This is a genomic window from Streptomyces sp. NPDC030799 (assembly GCF_055572255.1).
Genome location: NZ_JBVIDS010000001.1, coordinates 532,315 through 545,933, shown reverse-complemented (window position 1 = coordinate 545,933; position 13,619 = coordinate 532,315). Strand labels below are relative to the sequence as shown.

Here is a 13,619-nt window from a genome sequence, read left to right as displayed (position 1 = left end):
TGTAGGCAGGTGCAAAAAACTGGCCCTCTGACAGGTAAGGAACAGCGTGGCTTCCGGATCCGATCGCAATCCGATCATCATTGGCGGCCTTCCGAGTCAGGTTCCTGACTTCGATCCCGAAGAGACCCAGGAGTGGCTCGACTCCCTCGACGCCGCCGTGGACGAGCGCGGCCGGGAGAGGGCCCGCTACCTCATGCTCCGGCTGATCGAACGGGCCCGCGAGCGGCGCGTGGCCGTGCCCGAGATGCGCAGCACGGACTACGTCAACACGATCCCCACCAAGGCGGAGCCGTTCTTCCCGGGCAACGAGGAGATCGAGCGCAGGATCCTCAACGCGACCCGCTGGAACGCGGCCGTGATGGTCTCGCGCGCCCAGCGCCCCGGCATCGGCGTCGGCGGTCACATCGCCACCTTCGCCTCCTCGGCCTCGCTGTACGACGTCGGCTTCAACCACTTCTTCCGCGGCAAGGACGAGGGCGACGGCGGCGACCAGGTCTTCTTCCAGGGCCACGCCTCCCCGGGCATCTACGCCCGCGCGTACCTCCTGGACCGGCTCACCGAGGACCAGCTCGACGGCTTCCGCCAGGAGAAGTCGAAGTACCCGAACGGCCTGTCCAGCTATCCGCACCCGCGCTCGATGCCGGACTTCTGGGAGTTCCCGACGGTCTCCATGGGGCTCGGCCCGCTCGGCGCGATCTACCAGGCGCGGATGAACCGCTACATGCAGGCGCGCGGCATCGCCGACACCTCCAGGTCGCACGTGTGGGCGTTCCTCGGCGACGGCGAGATGGACGAGCCGGAGTCGCTCGGCCAGCTGTCCATCGCCGCCCGGGAGGGCCTGGACAACCTGACCTTCGTCGTCAACTGCAACCTGCAGCGGCTGGACGGTCCGGTGCGCGGCAACGGCAAGATCATCCAGGAGCTGGAGTCGATCTTCCGGGGCGCCGGCTGGAACGTGATCAAGCTGATCTGGGACCGCTCCTGGGACCCGCTGCTCGCGCAGGACCGGGACGGCGTGCTGGTCAACAGGATGAACACGACTCCGGACGGCCAGTTCCAGACCTACGCCACCGAGTCCGGCGCGTACATCCGCGAGCACTTCTTCGGCGACGACGTCCGGCTGCGCTCGATGGTCGAGAACATGACCGACCACCAGATCCTGATGCTGGGCCGCGGCGGTCACGACCACCGGAAGATCTACGCGGCGTACAAGGCGGCCCTGGAGCACAAGGGCCAGCCGACGGTCATCCTGGCCAAGACGGTCAAGGGCTGGACCCTGGGACCGAACTTCGAGGGCCGCAACGCCACGCACCAGATGAAGAAGCTGACGGTCGACGACCTCAAGCGCTTCCGGGACCGGCTGCACCTGCCGATCTCCGACAAGGAGCTGGACTCCGGCCTGCCGCCGTACTACCACCCGGGCCGGAACACCGAAGAGATCCAGTACATGCACGACATGCGCAAGGCGTGCGGCGGGTACGTCCCCACGCGCGTCGTGCGCTCCAAGCCGCTCGCGCTGCCGGACGACAAGGCGTACGCGACGGTGAAGAAGGGCACGGGCCAGCAGTCCATCGCCACGACCATGGCGTTCGTCCGGCTCCTGAAGGACCTCATGCGGGACAAGGAGATCGGCAAGCGGTTCGTGCTGATCGCGCCGGACGAGTACCGCACCTTCGGCATGGACTCCTTCTTCCCGAGTGCGAAGATCTACAACCCGCTCGGCCAGCAGTACGAGGCGGTCGACCGGGACCTGCTGCTCGCCTACAAGGAGTCGCCGACCGGCCAGATGCTGCACGACGGCATCTCCGAGGCGGGCTGTACGGCCTCCCTGATCGCGGCGGGCTCGGCGTACGCCACACACGGCGAGCCGCTGATCCCGGTGTACGTCTTCTACTCGATGTTCGGTTTCCAGCGCACGGGTGACCAGTTCTGGCAGATGGCCGACCAGCTGGCGCGCGGATTCGTCCTGGGTGCGACCGCCGGCCGTACGACGCTGACCGGTGAGGGTCTGCAGCACGCGGACGGCCACTCGCAGCTGCTCGCCTCGACCAACCCGGCGTGCGTGGCCTACGACCCGGCGTACGCCTACGAGATCGCGCACATCGTCCAGGACGGCCTGCGCCGGATGTACGGCGCCGACGCGGACCACCCCCACGGCGAGGACGTCTTCTACTACCTGACCGTCTACAACGAGCCCATCCAGCACCCGGCCGAGCCGGCGAACGTGGACGTCGAGGGCATCCTCAAGGGCGTCCACAAGATCGGTGAGGGCACGAGCGGCTCGATCCCGGCGCAGATCATGGCGTCGGGCGTGGCGGTCCCGTGGGCACTGGAGGCGCAGAGGATCCTCGCCGCGGACTGGAACGTACGCGCCGACGTATGGTCGGCCACCTCCTGGAACGAGCTGCGCCGCGAGGCGGTGGAGTGCGAGGAGCACAACCTGCTGCATCCGGAGGAGGAGCAGCGGGTGCCGTACGTGACGCGGAAGCTCGGCGGCGCGGAGGGGCCGTTCGTGGCCGTGTCCGACTGGATGCGGTCGGTTCCGGACCAGATCGCGCGGTGGGTGCCGGGCACGTACCAGTCGCTCGGCGCGGACGGCTTCGGCTTCGCCGACACCCGGGGCGCGGCCCGGCGCTTCTTCCGCATCGACGCGCAGTCGATCGTCGTCGCGGTGCTGACCGAGCTGGCCCGCGAGGGCAAGATCGACCGCTCCGCCCTGAAGCAGGCCATCGACCGGTACCAGCTGCTGGATGTGTCGGCGGCGGACCCGGGAATCGCGGGTGGCGACGCGTAACGCTGCGCGTGTCCGACGCAGGGCGGTGCCGGTGGCGCCGCCCTCGTTGCTTTTTCTTTACCATTGCGGGCATGAACGATCAGTCGGCGCAGGCACGTTGGGAGCGGCTCACCCAGCGTCCGTTGCTCGCGCTGGCGGTGGCGTTCGCCGTCGCCTATGCCGTACCGATCGTGGACGACCCCGCGAGCCGGTCCCTGACGCTCCTGTGCACCACCACGGAGTGGGTGGTGTGGGCCGCGTTCGCGCTGGACTACCTGATACGGCTGGTGATCACCCCCCGGCGCCGGGAGTTCGTCCGCACGCACTGGATAGACCTGTGCGCCGTGGTGCTGCCGCTGCTGCAGCCGCTGCGGCTGCTGCGGATGGTGTCGACGCTGCTGCTGGTGGGGCGGCGGGCGCGGATGGCCTCGCAGATCCGGCTCACGACGTACGTCGCCGGGGCGGTGGTCGGACTGCTGATGTTCGGCTCGCTGGCGGTGCTCTCCGTCGAGCGGGACTCGCCGAAGGGGAACATCCGGACGCTGGGTGACGCGGTGTGGTGGTCGTTCACGACGATGACGACCGTGGGGTACGGGGATCACGCGCCGACGACCGGGCTGGGGCGGATGATCGCCGTCGGACTGATGCTGTCCGGGATAGCGCTGCTGGGTGTCGTCACCGCGAACATCGCGGCGTGGTTCATCGCGCGGTTCGAGAAGGACGACGTGGAGGAGCGGCGCCAGACGGAGGCGATCGCTGCCCTGGCCGAGGAGGTACGGCTGCTGCGGGCGGAAGTGGCCCGGTTGGCCGGCGAGCGGGAGCAGCAGCGCAGTTGACCGGCGCCGGGTGCCGCGGTCGGCCGGGGGCCGGTCGCTCACCGGCGTGTGCAGGCCCTCAAGGCACTGGGGGCGCGACCGCCCGCAGCGGCGGCGCCAGGAAGCCGGCGGCGCTGCCGCTGCCCAGGGGCGCGGGGCTGTGTTTGATCTGCGGCTCCGCCGCGTGGGCGCGACCGGCCAGGACGCGCTCGCACGCGGCGGCGGCGCAGCCCCGGCAAGAAGGACCCGTCGGCTAGAGGAGCCCGTGGCCCCAGGTGGCCGCGCCCGCCAGGGCGATGACGGCCAGCAGCGTGTCGATCGCGCCGAGGATCAGGGCCACCAGCGCCGGGATGTCCCGGTCGTTCGACCACCTGCGGCCCATCGCCTGCCAGCCGCACAGCATCGCCACCGGTCCCAGGACGACGCCCAGTGCGAAGAAGCCGGCCACGGCACAGATCGTGCCGATGATGCCGAGGGTCGCGCGGTCCGGCCCGGTCCGTTGCCACGTCCGGCCACGTGAGCGGGGGTACCCGCGCGTTCCGTTCCCGAAGCCCGCCATCATCAACTCCCTGAGGCTCATGGACAGTTCGGCTTCGCTGTGCGGGTACCCCGGTTCGCCGCCGGCAGACCTGCGCGCGCTGCCCCCCTCCAGCAGCGCGCGCCCCGGCCCGGCGGTCCTCCCATGCACTGCGGAGGACTTGACCCACTGTGACCTGCGGCGCGCGCCCAGTGCGAGGAATCTTTAGCGGAGTCACCCTGATAGGCGAACTCCGCCCGCAATCTCGCCGGGAGCGGCACTCAGATGTGGCCCACGCCCGCTCCCGCCCCGGAGTTCGCGCCCCGCTTGGTCAGCAGCGCGACGAGGACGGCGACGGCCGCCACGCCCGCCGCGACCAGGGAGGCGAGGCTCATGCCGGAGATGAAGGTGTGGTGCGCGACCTCGGTGATCCGCGCGGCGACCGGCTCCGGAACGCCCTTCGGCACCGGGGCGACGCCGACCTGCACCGCCTCCGAGGCCTTGTCCAGCTGGTCCGGGGTCAGCCGCGGCAGCCCCGCCCCCGTCCAGTTGCCCGGCAGATCGCTGTCCACCTTGGAGGCCATCACGGCGCCCAGCACGGCCGTGCCAAGGCTGCCGCCGATCTGCATGGCCGCCTGCTGGAGGCCGCCCGCGACGCCGGACAGCTCCATGGGCGCGTTGCCGACGATGACCTCGGTGGCACCGACCATGACCGGCGCGAGACCGAGGCCGAGCAGCACGAACCAGACGGACATCACTCCGCTGCCGGTGTCGGCCTTCAGCGTCGACATGCCGTACATGGCGACGGCTGTCACGGCCATGCCGCCGGCCAGGGGGATGCGCGGGCCGAGCTTGGTGATCGCGGCGCCGGCCAGCGGGGAGCCGACGATCATCATGCCGGTGAGCGGCAGCAGGTGCAGGCCGGCGTCGATGGGGCTCATCCCGCGCACGTTCTGCAGGTAGAAGGTGACGAAGAAGAGCCCGCCCATGAACGCGATGGCCATGAGGACCATCAGGATGACACCGGCCGACAGCGGTACCGAGCGGAACAGGCCCAGCGGGATGAGGGGTTCCTCGACCCTCGTCTCCCAGTAGGAGAACACGGCGAACAGCGCCACGGACGCGATGACGAACATCCATGTCCTGCCGTCGCCCCAGCCCCAGGTGGGGGCCTTGATGAGGGCCCAGACCAGGCAGAACATCGCGCCGGAGAGCAGGGCGATGCCGAGGATGTCGAAGGAGCGCGGTGCGTTCTGCGCGCGGTGGTCGAGCAGGATCAGCGTGCCGAGGAGCAGGGCGAGTACGCCGACCGGGACGTTGATGAAGAACACCGACTGCCAGTTGACGTGCTCGACGAGGACACCGCCGAGGATCGGACCGCCCGCGGTGGACGCGCCGATCACCATGCCCCAGATGCCGATGGCCATGTTGAGCTGCTCGGCCGGGAAGGTGGCCCGCAGCAGGCCGAGCGCGGCCGGCATCAGCAGCGCGCCGAACAGGCCCTGGAAGACACGGAAGGCGACGACCGCGGCGATGGTGTGGGACAGGCCGATGGCGCCGGAGGCGGCGGCGAAGCCGGTCACACCGATGAGGAACGTCTGCCGGTGGCCGAAGCGGTCACCCAGCTTTCCCGCGGTGATCAGGGTGACCGCGAGGGCGAGGAAGTAGCCGTTGGTGATCCACTGCACGTCGGCGAAGGTCGCGTGCAGGTCGTCCCGGATCGACGGATTGGCGATCGCCACGATGGTGCCGTCGAGGGCCACCATCATGACGCCCACGGCGACGGTGATGAGGGTGAGCCAGGGATGGCCGCGCAGCCCCGCGGCCGGAGCCGACCCGAGCGGGGCTGCCGAGCGTGCGTCCCCCGGCCCCGTCGCATCCATGGTGCTCTGACTAGTCATGTGTTCGAGGCTAGTGACAGCCTCTGACAATTGACAAATCATTTCAGCAGTCAGTAACTGACACCTATGGAAACACTGCGCGAACGCAAGAAACAGCGCACCCGGGAGGAGCTGGTGCGGGCCGCTCTGGAACTGTTCACCACCCAGGGGTACGAGCACACGACCGTCGACGAGATCGCCGAGGCCGTCGACGTCTCCCAGCGCACCTTCTTCCGTTACTTCGCCGGCAAGGAGGACGTGGCCTTCGCGGTGCAGGGAATGACCGAGGAACGCTTCGTGGCCGCCGTACGGGCCCGGCCCGCGCACGAGGCGCCGATGGAGGCCCTGCGACAGGCGGTCCTGGAGGGCTGGGACGCGATCCGCGAGACCGTCGAGTCGGCCGTCCCGGTCGAGCTGTATCTGCGCATGTACCGGACGATCGAATCGACGCCCGCGCTGCTCGCCGCCCATCTGCGCCGCTCGGCGGCGACCGAGGAGACCATCGCGCGACTGCTCGCCGAGCGCGAGGGTGTGGACGTGGACGCCGACCCGCGACCGCGGCTGGCCGTGGCCGTGTTCGGCGGAGTGATAAGGGTCACGGAACGGCAGTGGTGCACGGGCGACGACTTCAGCCTGGCGGCGATGCGTCAACTCACCGCGGCCTACCTCGATCAGGTGGGTCCGGCGCTCACCGGAAACTGGCGTGCAACAAAAGATCGTTGACGGGGCGTTCGACCGTTCCGCGAAACGTGATCCCTGTCACTGGGTTACCCCGAGACCCTCTCGTTCTCCTAGTGTGTCCTCCCAGTGACTTCCTTCGACACCTCCCCGCCACTGAACGTCTGGCGCGCCCTGCTGGCGCTGGCCGTGGTGTTCGTGATGCTCGCGACCACCGGTTGGACCGCCCTGCGCAGTCACCGGGAGTCGACCGCACTGCAGGCCTCGCTCGCCCAGTGGGAGCACGGCAGCATCCACGGCCTCCGTCTGCCGGACCCCCAGGCCGCACCGGCCCGGCTCAGCCGTTTCTTCGCCTCCCTCTCCCCCGAGGACCGGAACCGACTCGCCCACCGCTACCCGCTCGCGGTCGGCAACATGAACGGCGCCCCCGCCGCCGTGCGCTACCGCGCCAACCGCATCGCGCTGGAGCAGCAGCGCGAGGTCGAGAAGAAACGTATGCACGACAGCCGGCTCAGCACGGCCGGACAGCAGGACGCGGGCAGTCGTATGCACCGCTACGAGTCCCTGCTGAGCCCGGGCCGGCAGATCCTGGCCTTCGACCCCGAGGGCTCGGGCCGCGTCGCCGAGGTGTTCGGGAACCTGGACGAGGCGCAGCGGATCTCGGTCGTCGTCCCCGGTGTCGACACCGATCTGCTCACCTTCCAGAGGACCGCCCGCCCCTACTCCGCCCCGGTCGGCATGGCCGAGGCCCTGTATGCGGCGGAGCGCGCGCAGAGCCCCGGGACGCGTACGGCCGTGATCGCCTGGGCCGACTACACCGCCCCGGACGGACTCGGCATGGACGCGGCCACCGGGCTGCGCGCCGCGGAGGGCGCCGTACGGCTGAACGCCCTGGTGGGCGGCCTGCCCGGCCATGCCCCGGTGGCGATGATCTGCCACAGCTACGGCTCGGTGGTCTGCGGGGTCGCCGCGCCCGCACTGCCCCGCCGGGTGACCGACATAGCGGTGGCCGCGAGCCCCGGCATGCGGGTCCCCAGCGCCTCCCATCTGGACACGGGGGCCCGGGTGTGGGCCATGCGGGACGCCACCGACTGGGTCCAGGACGTGCCGTATCTGGAGCTCGGCGGGCTCGGGCACGGCGCCGATCCGGTGTCCTCGGCGTTCGGCGCGCGGGTGCTGTCCGCGCGGGACGCACAGGGGCACGCCGGTTACTTCCAGCCGGGCACGGACAGCCTGCGCAACCTCGCCGGCGTCGGGGTCGGCGCGTACGGCGCGGTGACGTGCGCACGCGAGAACGATGCGTGCCGGGCCGGTGTGCCCGGCACTACCACGGCCGGACGCGCGTAGAAACAGCAGGAAGTGCGGTCTGCGCAGGTGGCGACGGAGGAGCACGTGCCGCATACGATGAGCCGCATGGGTGACGTACTGGCGGGTTTTCATGCCGTCTGGGAGTTCGAGTCCGACTCCGTGCTCATCCGCTACGAACGGGGGATTCGAACACCGAAGCTGTTGCAGGCGCTCGGAGAACGGCGCGTCCCGCTGTCCGCGGTCGAGGGGGTGACCCTCACCCCGGGCAAGCGCGGCACCGTCGTCCTGCGGCTGGTGCCCCGCCCCGGCGCCGATCCGCTGATGGAGGCGGCGGACGGGCAGCTGAAGGAGGGCTCCGATCCGTACCGGCTGGTGCTGTCGGCCGAGCGGGAGGCTCTCGCCGAGTACTACGCGGACGAGCTGAAGTCGCTGCTGACCGAGTCCGGGTCCGGGCCGGCCGACCGGTTCCTGGTGCCGGTGCCCGAGGCGCCGCTGCAGTTCAAGGCGTACGACGGCAAGGCGTCCTTCGACGGGACGTCCGTGCAGTTCCGCTGGTCGTGGACGGGGGCGTCGTCGGCGAAGTGGAAGGCCGGTGACCAGAGCTTCGCGGTCGCCGACCTGAGCGGGGTGGAGTGGCGGTCGCCGGAGGTGTTCGAGGGGCATCTGCGCCTGGTACGGCGTGACGGTTCGGGCCCGTTGGTGCAGCCCGATCAGGACCCGGCGACGGTGGTGTTCGGTCTCGGGTACGGGCCGGTGCACGAGTCGTTGCCGTTCGCCGCGGCCGTGCTCGCCGCCGCACGCACCAGGGGGCCGGTACCGGTGGTACCGGCCCCGTCCCGGCGCGACCCCGCGGACATCGCCGAACGGATCCGGCATCTCGGGGAGTTGCATCAGGCGGGGCTGGTCACCGACGAGGAGTTCTCCTGCAAGAAGGCGGAGTTGCTGGCCGAGCTCTAGCGTCTGCCGGGCCGGGGTGGTCGGCTGCTATTCCCTTCCCGCAGAGGTGAAGCTCATGTCCGCGTACCGGTCGCCGGCCACCTTCGCCGCGATCGGCTCCAGTTGGGCCAGTTCCTCGGCGCTGAGGGTGATGCGGGTCGCCGCCACGTTCTCCTCCACCCTGCCCGGCTTGCGGGTGCCCGGGATCGGGACGACCGGCAGGGTGTCGAGCGTGGCGCGCTGCTGGACCCAGGCCAGGGCGATCTGGCCGGGGGTGGCGCCGTGGGCCTCGGCGATCGCGCGCAGGGGCTCCAGGAGGGCGGCGTTGGCGGCCGCGTTGGCGCCGGTGAAGCGGGGCTGCAGACGGCGGAAGTCGTCGGCCGTGAGGTCCTGCTCGGCGTTGGCGAAGGATCCGGTGAGGAAGCCGCGGCCGAGCGGCGAGTACGGCACCAGGGCGACACCCAGGTCCCGCGCGGCCGGTACGACCTGCGCCTCGATGTCCCGGCTGAACAGCGACCACTCCGACTGCACGGCCGCGATCGGGTGCACGGCGTGCGCGGCGCGCAGCTCCTCGGCGGTGACCTCGCTCAGCCCGAGGTGCTTGACCTTGCCCTCGCGGACCAGCTCGGCCATCACGGTGACGGTGTCCTCGATGGGGACGTTCACATCACGGCGGTGCATGTAGTAGAGGTCGATCACGTCGACGTCGAGACGCTTCAGGCTGGCCTCGACGGCCTCGCGGATGTACGGCGCGTCGTTGCGGATGATCCGCTCGGTCGGGTCGTGAGGCGGGATCGACAGGGCGAACTTGGTGGCGATGACCACCTCGTCCCGGTGCGCCTTGAAGAAGGGGGACAGGAACCGCTCGTTCTCGCCCGCGCCGTAGGCGTCCGCCGTGTCGTACAGCGTCACGCCCAGCTCCAGCGCCCGGTCCAGCGCGGCGCGCGCCTGGCCGGCGTCGGTGGGACCGTAGGCGAAGCTCATGCCCATGCAGCCGAGGCCCTGTACGCCGACCTCGGGTCCGCTCTCGCCGAGCCGTACCGTCGGGATCCTGGCGTCGGTCATCGTGTGGTCCCCTCTGTGGCGTAGAAACTGATCTTGCGGTCGAGCACGGCGAGCGTGTCCCGCAGTTCGGCGATCCGGCTCAGCACGTCGCGGCGGGTCGACTCCAGCAGTTCCTGCCGTTCCCGGTAGGTGCTCTCGCCCTCCCGGACCAGCTCCGCGTACCGGACCATGTCCGCCACCGGCATCCCGGTCAGCCGCAGCTTGGTCACGAAGTCCAGCCAGTCCAGGTCGCGGTTGCGGTAGCGCCGCTGACCGGTGTGCGAGCGGTCGACGTGCGGCATCAGGCCGATCCGCTCGTACCAGCGCAGGGTGTGCGCGGTCAGGCCGGTGAACGCGACGACCTCGCTGATCGTGTAGTGGTCCTGGCCGTCGGGGCGCGGATGACGTCTGGGCGGGGCGGAGCAGATGTCGGCGGGGGCCGGGGGCGCGGTGTCCGCCGGCGGGGTCTGCATCACCGTCATGGCCTCCACGCTATGGCCTTGGAGTGCACTCCAAGCAAGCGGATCCGGTAAGAAATCCGCAGGACGCGAGCCGGTGCGCCCGGCCGGCGTGCGGCACCCGAGCCGTGCACGCCGGGCCCTGCCCGAGGATGCCACGGCAGCACCGCGCCTGCGCCAGGTCATGCGCGGCTCGCGCGGCTCATCGAGTCCGACGGGGACTTCGCGGCCTCCGTCGTGGACCATCCGGACCGGCCTGGAGCACCGGCCGCGACCGACACGGCGCCCGGCGGCGAGGGTACGCCCGCGCCCCGCGCCTGCATGGAGGAGCTGCTGGCCCGGCTCCGGGAGCGGGGCGCTGGGGCCATGTGCTGCTCAACGCCTCCCCGGACGCCGAACCGCGGTACGCCTTCCTCGGCTTCAGCCGTGCCCCGACCCGTCGATGCGGCCGCTGCTGTGAGCCGCATAGGCTCGCACCATGTCGTTGAACAGCTTGACGTCGATCGAGAACTGGCCCGTGCCCACCGCCGCGGCGGGCGTCGTACGAGCCGACGGGACCGTCCTCGGGACGCACGGCCCCGCCGGACACCGCTTTCCGCTCGCCTCGGTCACCAAGCCGCTGGCGGCCTACGCGGCGCTCGTCGCGTACGAGGAGGGCGCGATCGAGCTGGACGAGCCCGCCGGACCGCCCGGGGCGACCGTCCGGCACCTGCTCGCGCACACGTCCGGGCTGGCCTTCGACGAGCACAAGGTGATGGCGCCCCCCGGTGAGCGCCGTCTCTACTCCAACGCCGGGTTCGAGCAGCTCGGCGACCACATCGCCAAGGCGACGGACATTCCGTTCGCGGAGTATCTGCGGCAGGCGGTGCTGGAGCCGCTGGGGATGACGGCGACCTCGCTGGAGGGGTCCCCGGCGAAGGACGGCGTGTCGACGGTCGAGGACCTGCTGCGCTTCGCCGCCGAGGTGCAGGCGCCGCGCCTGCTGGATGTGCGCACCGTCGCGGAGGTGATGAGCGTGCAGTACCCGGGGACGAAGGGGGTGCTGCCGGGGTACGGGCACCAGAACCCGAACGACTGGGGGCTGGGCTTCGAGATCCGCGACGGCAAGTCACCGCACTGGACGGGGAGTTCCTCCTCGCCCCGCACCTTCGGGCACTTCGGGCAGGCCGGTACGTTCCTGTGGATCGACCCGGACGCGGGGCTGGCGTGCACCGCGCTCACGGACCGGGCGTTCGGGCCCTGGGCGATCGAGGCATGGCCGGTGTTCACGGACGCGGTGCTGGCAGAGGCGCGCGACGGCAGTTGATCACTGTCGGATAGCCTCGCCGTGCATCACGGGAGCACAGTGACGGACCTCGGGGGAGTGTGATGGGCGGGCTCCAGAGCGACGGCCAGTTCCGGCCGTTGGAGAGCGGTGATCCTCAAGCGGTGGCGGGCTACCGGCTGGCGGCTCGGCTCGGTTCGGGCGGCATGGGCACGGTGTACCTGTCGTACACGCCCGGTGGCCATCCGATAGCGCTCAAGACCATCCGGCCGGAGCTGAGCGAGGACCCCGAGTTCCGCCGGCGGTTCCGGCAGGAGGTCCAGGCGGCCCAGCGTGTGCAGGGCCTGTACACCGCGCCGGTCATCGACTACGACACCGAAGGCGCGCGGCCCTGGCTGGCCACCGCCTATGTACCCGGCCCCTCGCTGGCGGCGGCCGTCGCCGAGCACGGCCCGCTCCCGGTGTCCACCCTCCTGCTGCTGATCGCGGGGGTGGCGGAGGCACTGACGGTCATCCACGGTGCGGGGATCGTGCACCGCGACCTCAAGCCGTCCAACGTGCTACTGGCCGACAACGGTCCCCGGGTCATCGACTTCGGCATCGCGCGTGCCACCGACGCCACCGCCCTCACCGGCACCGGCGTCTCGGTCGGCACCCCGGCCTTCATGTCGCCGGAGCAGGCCACCGGTCGCGAGATCACGCCTGCCTCCGACGTCTTCGCGCTCGGCCAGGTCGCCGCGTTCGCGGCCTGCGGTTCGGCAGCGTACGGCGAGGGACCCTCGCACGCCGTGCTGTACCGGATCGTCCACGAGAAGCCCGACCTCACCGGCCTGCCGGACGCCCTGGGGTTCGTCGACCGCTGCCTGGCGAAGGATCCGGCGGACCGGCCCTCCCCCGAGGAGGTCATCGCGCTGTGCCAGAACGCGTCGCCGGGCGGGCTGCGCCAGTCCGGCGCGTGGCTGCCCGAGGCGATCGGCACCCAGATCACCCAGCGTGTCTCGGCGTCCGCCGCACTGGCGGCCGACGCGGCGGCCGAGGCCATGCCCGCCGCGCAGCCCGCCATGCCCCCCGTGCCGCCCCAGGCACCACCGGCGACCGCACCGGGGACCCGGGCCACCGCCGCGATACCCGAGCCTGCGGCGACCGCTCCCGTGACCCGGCTCGACCGGCCGGCGCCGTACGCCGTCCCCACCGTGAGCGCGCCGTACACTCCGCCACCCGCACCGCCGTCGCCCGCGCCGGCGGCACCGTACGCGCCGCCTGCCGCTGCCTGGCCCGGGGCCCGGCCGCGGCCGGTCCGCGGGAACCGGACCGGCGTGATCGCCTCGGTCGTCGCGGCGGCGCTGGTCGTCGGCGTGGCGGGCGCGGTGTATCTGAGCAGAACGGCCGGTGTCAGCACGAAGGGCGACGGCACGAGCGCCTCCGCACAGGCTTCCGGCGCGCACTCCGGCCCGGTCTCGCACCCGGGCTCGGCCCCCGGCTCCGGTGCCGCCTCGACCCGGCCCGACCCCAAGCCGGTTGCCTTCAAGGGCATCAACATCCCCAAGGGCTACTGGGTGCGGTTCGCGGACTCGCCGCCGAAGCCGGTCCAGGAGGAAGAAGGCGCCAACGCCCGCTTCGGGGACAGCGCCGACTTCTACTACGACAACGACGCGTTCGTCTCCGACGACCAGACACCCGTCGTCGGCAGCAACAGCGAGAAGGTCGTGCTGCTGAACAACGCGGAGAAGGGCTCGCTGGCGACCTGCCGGAACGAGACCCGCTACGCCGAGGACATCCATCTCTCGCAGCTCAGCGCGGGCTCGCAGATCTGCGTGCACACCAAGGCCGGTCACATCGCGGTGGTCACCTACAAGGGGGCCGCGCCCCGCAACGGCCCCAGCGACTACATCTCGGTCGACATCACCGTCTGGCGCAACGCGGAGCAGCCCAGCGCCGACCAGTGA

11 protein-coding genes are annotated in these 13,619 nt (G+C 71.1%); 7 read left to right on the top strand and 4 right to left on the bottom strand.

All coding sequences use genetic code 11. The features are described 5' to 3' along the window. Positions 1-46: 46 nt before the first annotated feature. Together aceE and ACZ41I_RS02350 are read left to right on the top strand one after the other, a co-directional pair. Positions 47-2,794: a pyruvate dehydrogenase (acetyl-transferring), homodimeric type gene (gene aceE, locus ACZ41I_RS02355; RefSeq protein WP_363217547.1), complete on the top strand. Its 2,748-nt coding sequence runs from the start codon at positions 47-49 to the stop codon at positions 2,792-2,794. 71 nt (positions 2,795-2,865) lie between these two features. Further along, entirely contained in the window at positions 2,866-3,609 is a 744-nt protein-coding gene (locus tag ACZ41I_RS02350; RefSeq protein ID WP_399771708.1) for a potassium channel family protein, read from the top strand. A gap of 232 nt (positions 3,610-3,841) precedes the next feature. Here the strand turns inward: ACZ41I_RS02350 and ACZ41I_RS02345 are convergent, their stop codons facing one another. Together ACZ41I_RS02345 and ACZ41I_RS02340 are read right to left on the bottom strand one after the other, a co-directional pair. Beyond that, positions 3,842-4,150, bottom strand: a complete 309-nt coding sequence (locus tag ACZ41I_RS02345; RefSeq protein WP_399772099.1) for a small hydrophobic protein — start codon at positions 4,148-4,150, stop codon at positions 3,842-3,844. A gap of 236 nt (positions 4,151-4,386) precedes the next feature. After that, complete coding sequence (locus ACZ41I_RS02340) at positions 4,387-5,988, bottom strand: MFS transporter (protein WP_468513079.1); 1,602 nt, start codon at positions 5,986-5,988, stop codon at positions 4,387-4,389. A gap of 84 nt (positions 5,989-6,072) precedes the next feature. On the opposite strand from ACZ41I_RS02340, the gene ACZ41I_RS02335 reads away from it, so the two are divergent. The 3 genes from ACZ41I_RS02335 to ACZ41I_RS02325 all read left to right on the top strand — a co-directional run bounded on the left by ACZ41I_RS02335 (position 6,073) and on the right by ACZ41I_RS02325 (position 8,928). Then, a complete protein-coding gene (locus tag ACZ41I_RS02335) occupies positions 6,073-6,708 on the top strand; it encodes a TetR family transcriptional regulator (protein ID WP_399771711.1) in 636 nt (211 codons plus the stop codon). Between the two features lie 84 nt (positions 6,709-6,792). Further along, complete coding sequence (locus ACZ41I_RS02330) at positions 6,793-8,010, top strand: alpha/beta hydrolase (protein WP_399771714.1); 1,218 nt, start codon at positions 6,793-6,795, stop codon at positions 8,008-8,010. A gap of 66 nt (positions 8,011-8,076) precedes the next feature. Further along, positions 8,077-8,928, top strand: coding sequence for a DUF4429 domain-containing protein (locus ACZ41I_RS02325; protein ID WP_468512973.1), 852 nt, complete (start codon positions 8,077-8,079; stop codon positions 8,926-8,928). A 27-nt stretch (positions 8,929-8,955) separates the two neighbouring features. Here ACZ41I_RS02325 and ACZ41I_RS02320 read toward each other — a convergent pair whose 3' ends face one another. Beyond that, positions 8,956-9,972, bottom strand: coding sequence for an aldo/keto reductase (locus tag ACZ41I_RS02320; protein WP_399771717.1), 1,017 nt, complete (start codon positions 9,970-9,972; stop codon positions 8,956-8,958). Beyond that, a complete protein-coding gene (locus tag ACZ41I_RS02315) occupies positions 9,969-10,433 on the bottom strand; it encodes a MerR family transcriptional regulator (protein WP_363217539.1) in 465 nt (154 codons plus the stop codon). The genes ACZ41I_RS02320 and ACZ41I_RS02315 overlap by 4 nt, the downstream gene beginning before the upstream one ends. 454 nt (positions 10,434-10,887) lie before the next feature. On the opposite strand from ACZ41I_RS02315, the gene ACZ41I_RS02310 reads away from it, so the two are divergent. Both ACZ41I_RS02310 and ACZ41I_RS02305 read left to right on the top strand, forming a co-directional pair. Next, entirely contained in the window at positions 10,888-11,715 is an 828-nt protein-coding gene (locus tag ACZ41I_RS02310) for a serine hydrolase domain-containing protein (protein WP_468512972.1), read from the top strand. 62 nt (positions 11,716-11,777) lie between these two features. Further along, positions 11,778-13,619: a serine/threonine-protein kinase gene (locus tag ACZ41I_RS02305; RefSeq protein ID WP_468512971.1), complete on the top strand. Its 1,842-nt coding sequence runs from the start codon at positions 11,778-11,780 to the stop codon at positions 13,617-13,619.

Coding starts and splice junctions, on each gene's coding strand:
- ACZ41I_RS02345 (WP_399772099.1), bottom strand. CDS start 4,150: ATGATGGCGGGCTTCGGGAACGGAACGCGCGGGTACCCCCGCTCACGT.
- ACZ41I_RS02320 (WP_399771717.1), bottom strand. CDS start 9,972: ATGACCGACGCCAGGATCCCGACGGTACGGCTCGGCGAGAGCGGACCC.
- ACZ41I_RS02315 (WP_363217539.1), bottom strand. CDS start 10,433: ATGACGGTGATGCAGACCCCGCCGGCGGACACCGCGCCCCCGGCCCCC.
- ACZ41I_RS02310 (WP_468512972.1), top strand. CDS start 10,888: ATGTCGTTGAACAGCTTGACGTCGATCGAGAACTGGCCCGTGCCCACC.
- ACZ41I_RS02350 (WP_399771708.1), top strand. CDS start 2,866: ATGAACGATCAGTCGGCGCAGGCACGTTGGGAGCGGCTCACCCAGCGT.
- ACZ41I_RS02340 (WP_468513079.1), bottom strand. CDS start 5,988: ATGGATGCGACGGGGCCGGGGGACGCACGCTCGGCAGCCCCGCTCGGG.
- ACZ41I_RS02335 (WP_399771711.1), top strand. CDS start 6,073: ATGGAAACACTGCGCGAACGCAAGAAACAGCGCACCCGGGAGGAGCTG.
- ACZ41I_RS02305 (WP_468512971.1), top strand. CDS start 11,778: ATGGGCGGGCTCCAGAGCGACGGCCAGTTCCGGCCGTTGGAGAGCGGT.
- ACZ41I_RS02325 (WP_468512973.1), top strand. CDS start 8,077: ATGGGTGACGTACTGGCGGGTTTTCATGCCGTCTGGGAGTTCGAGTCC.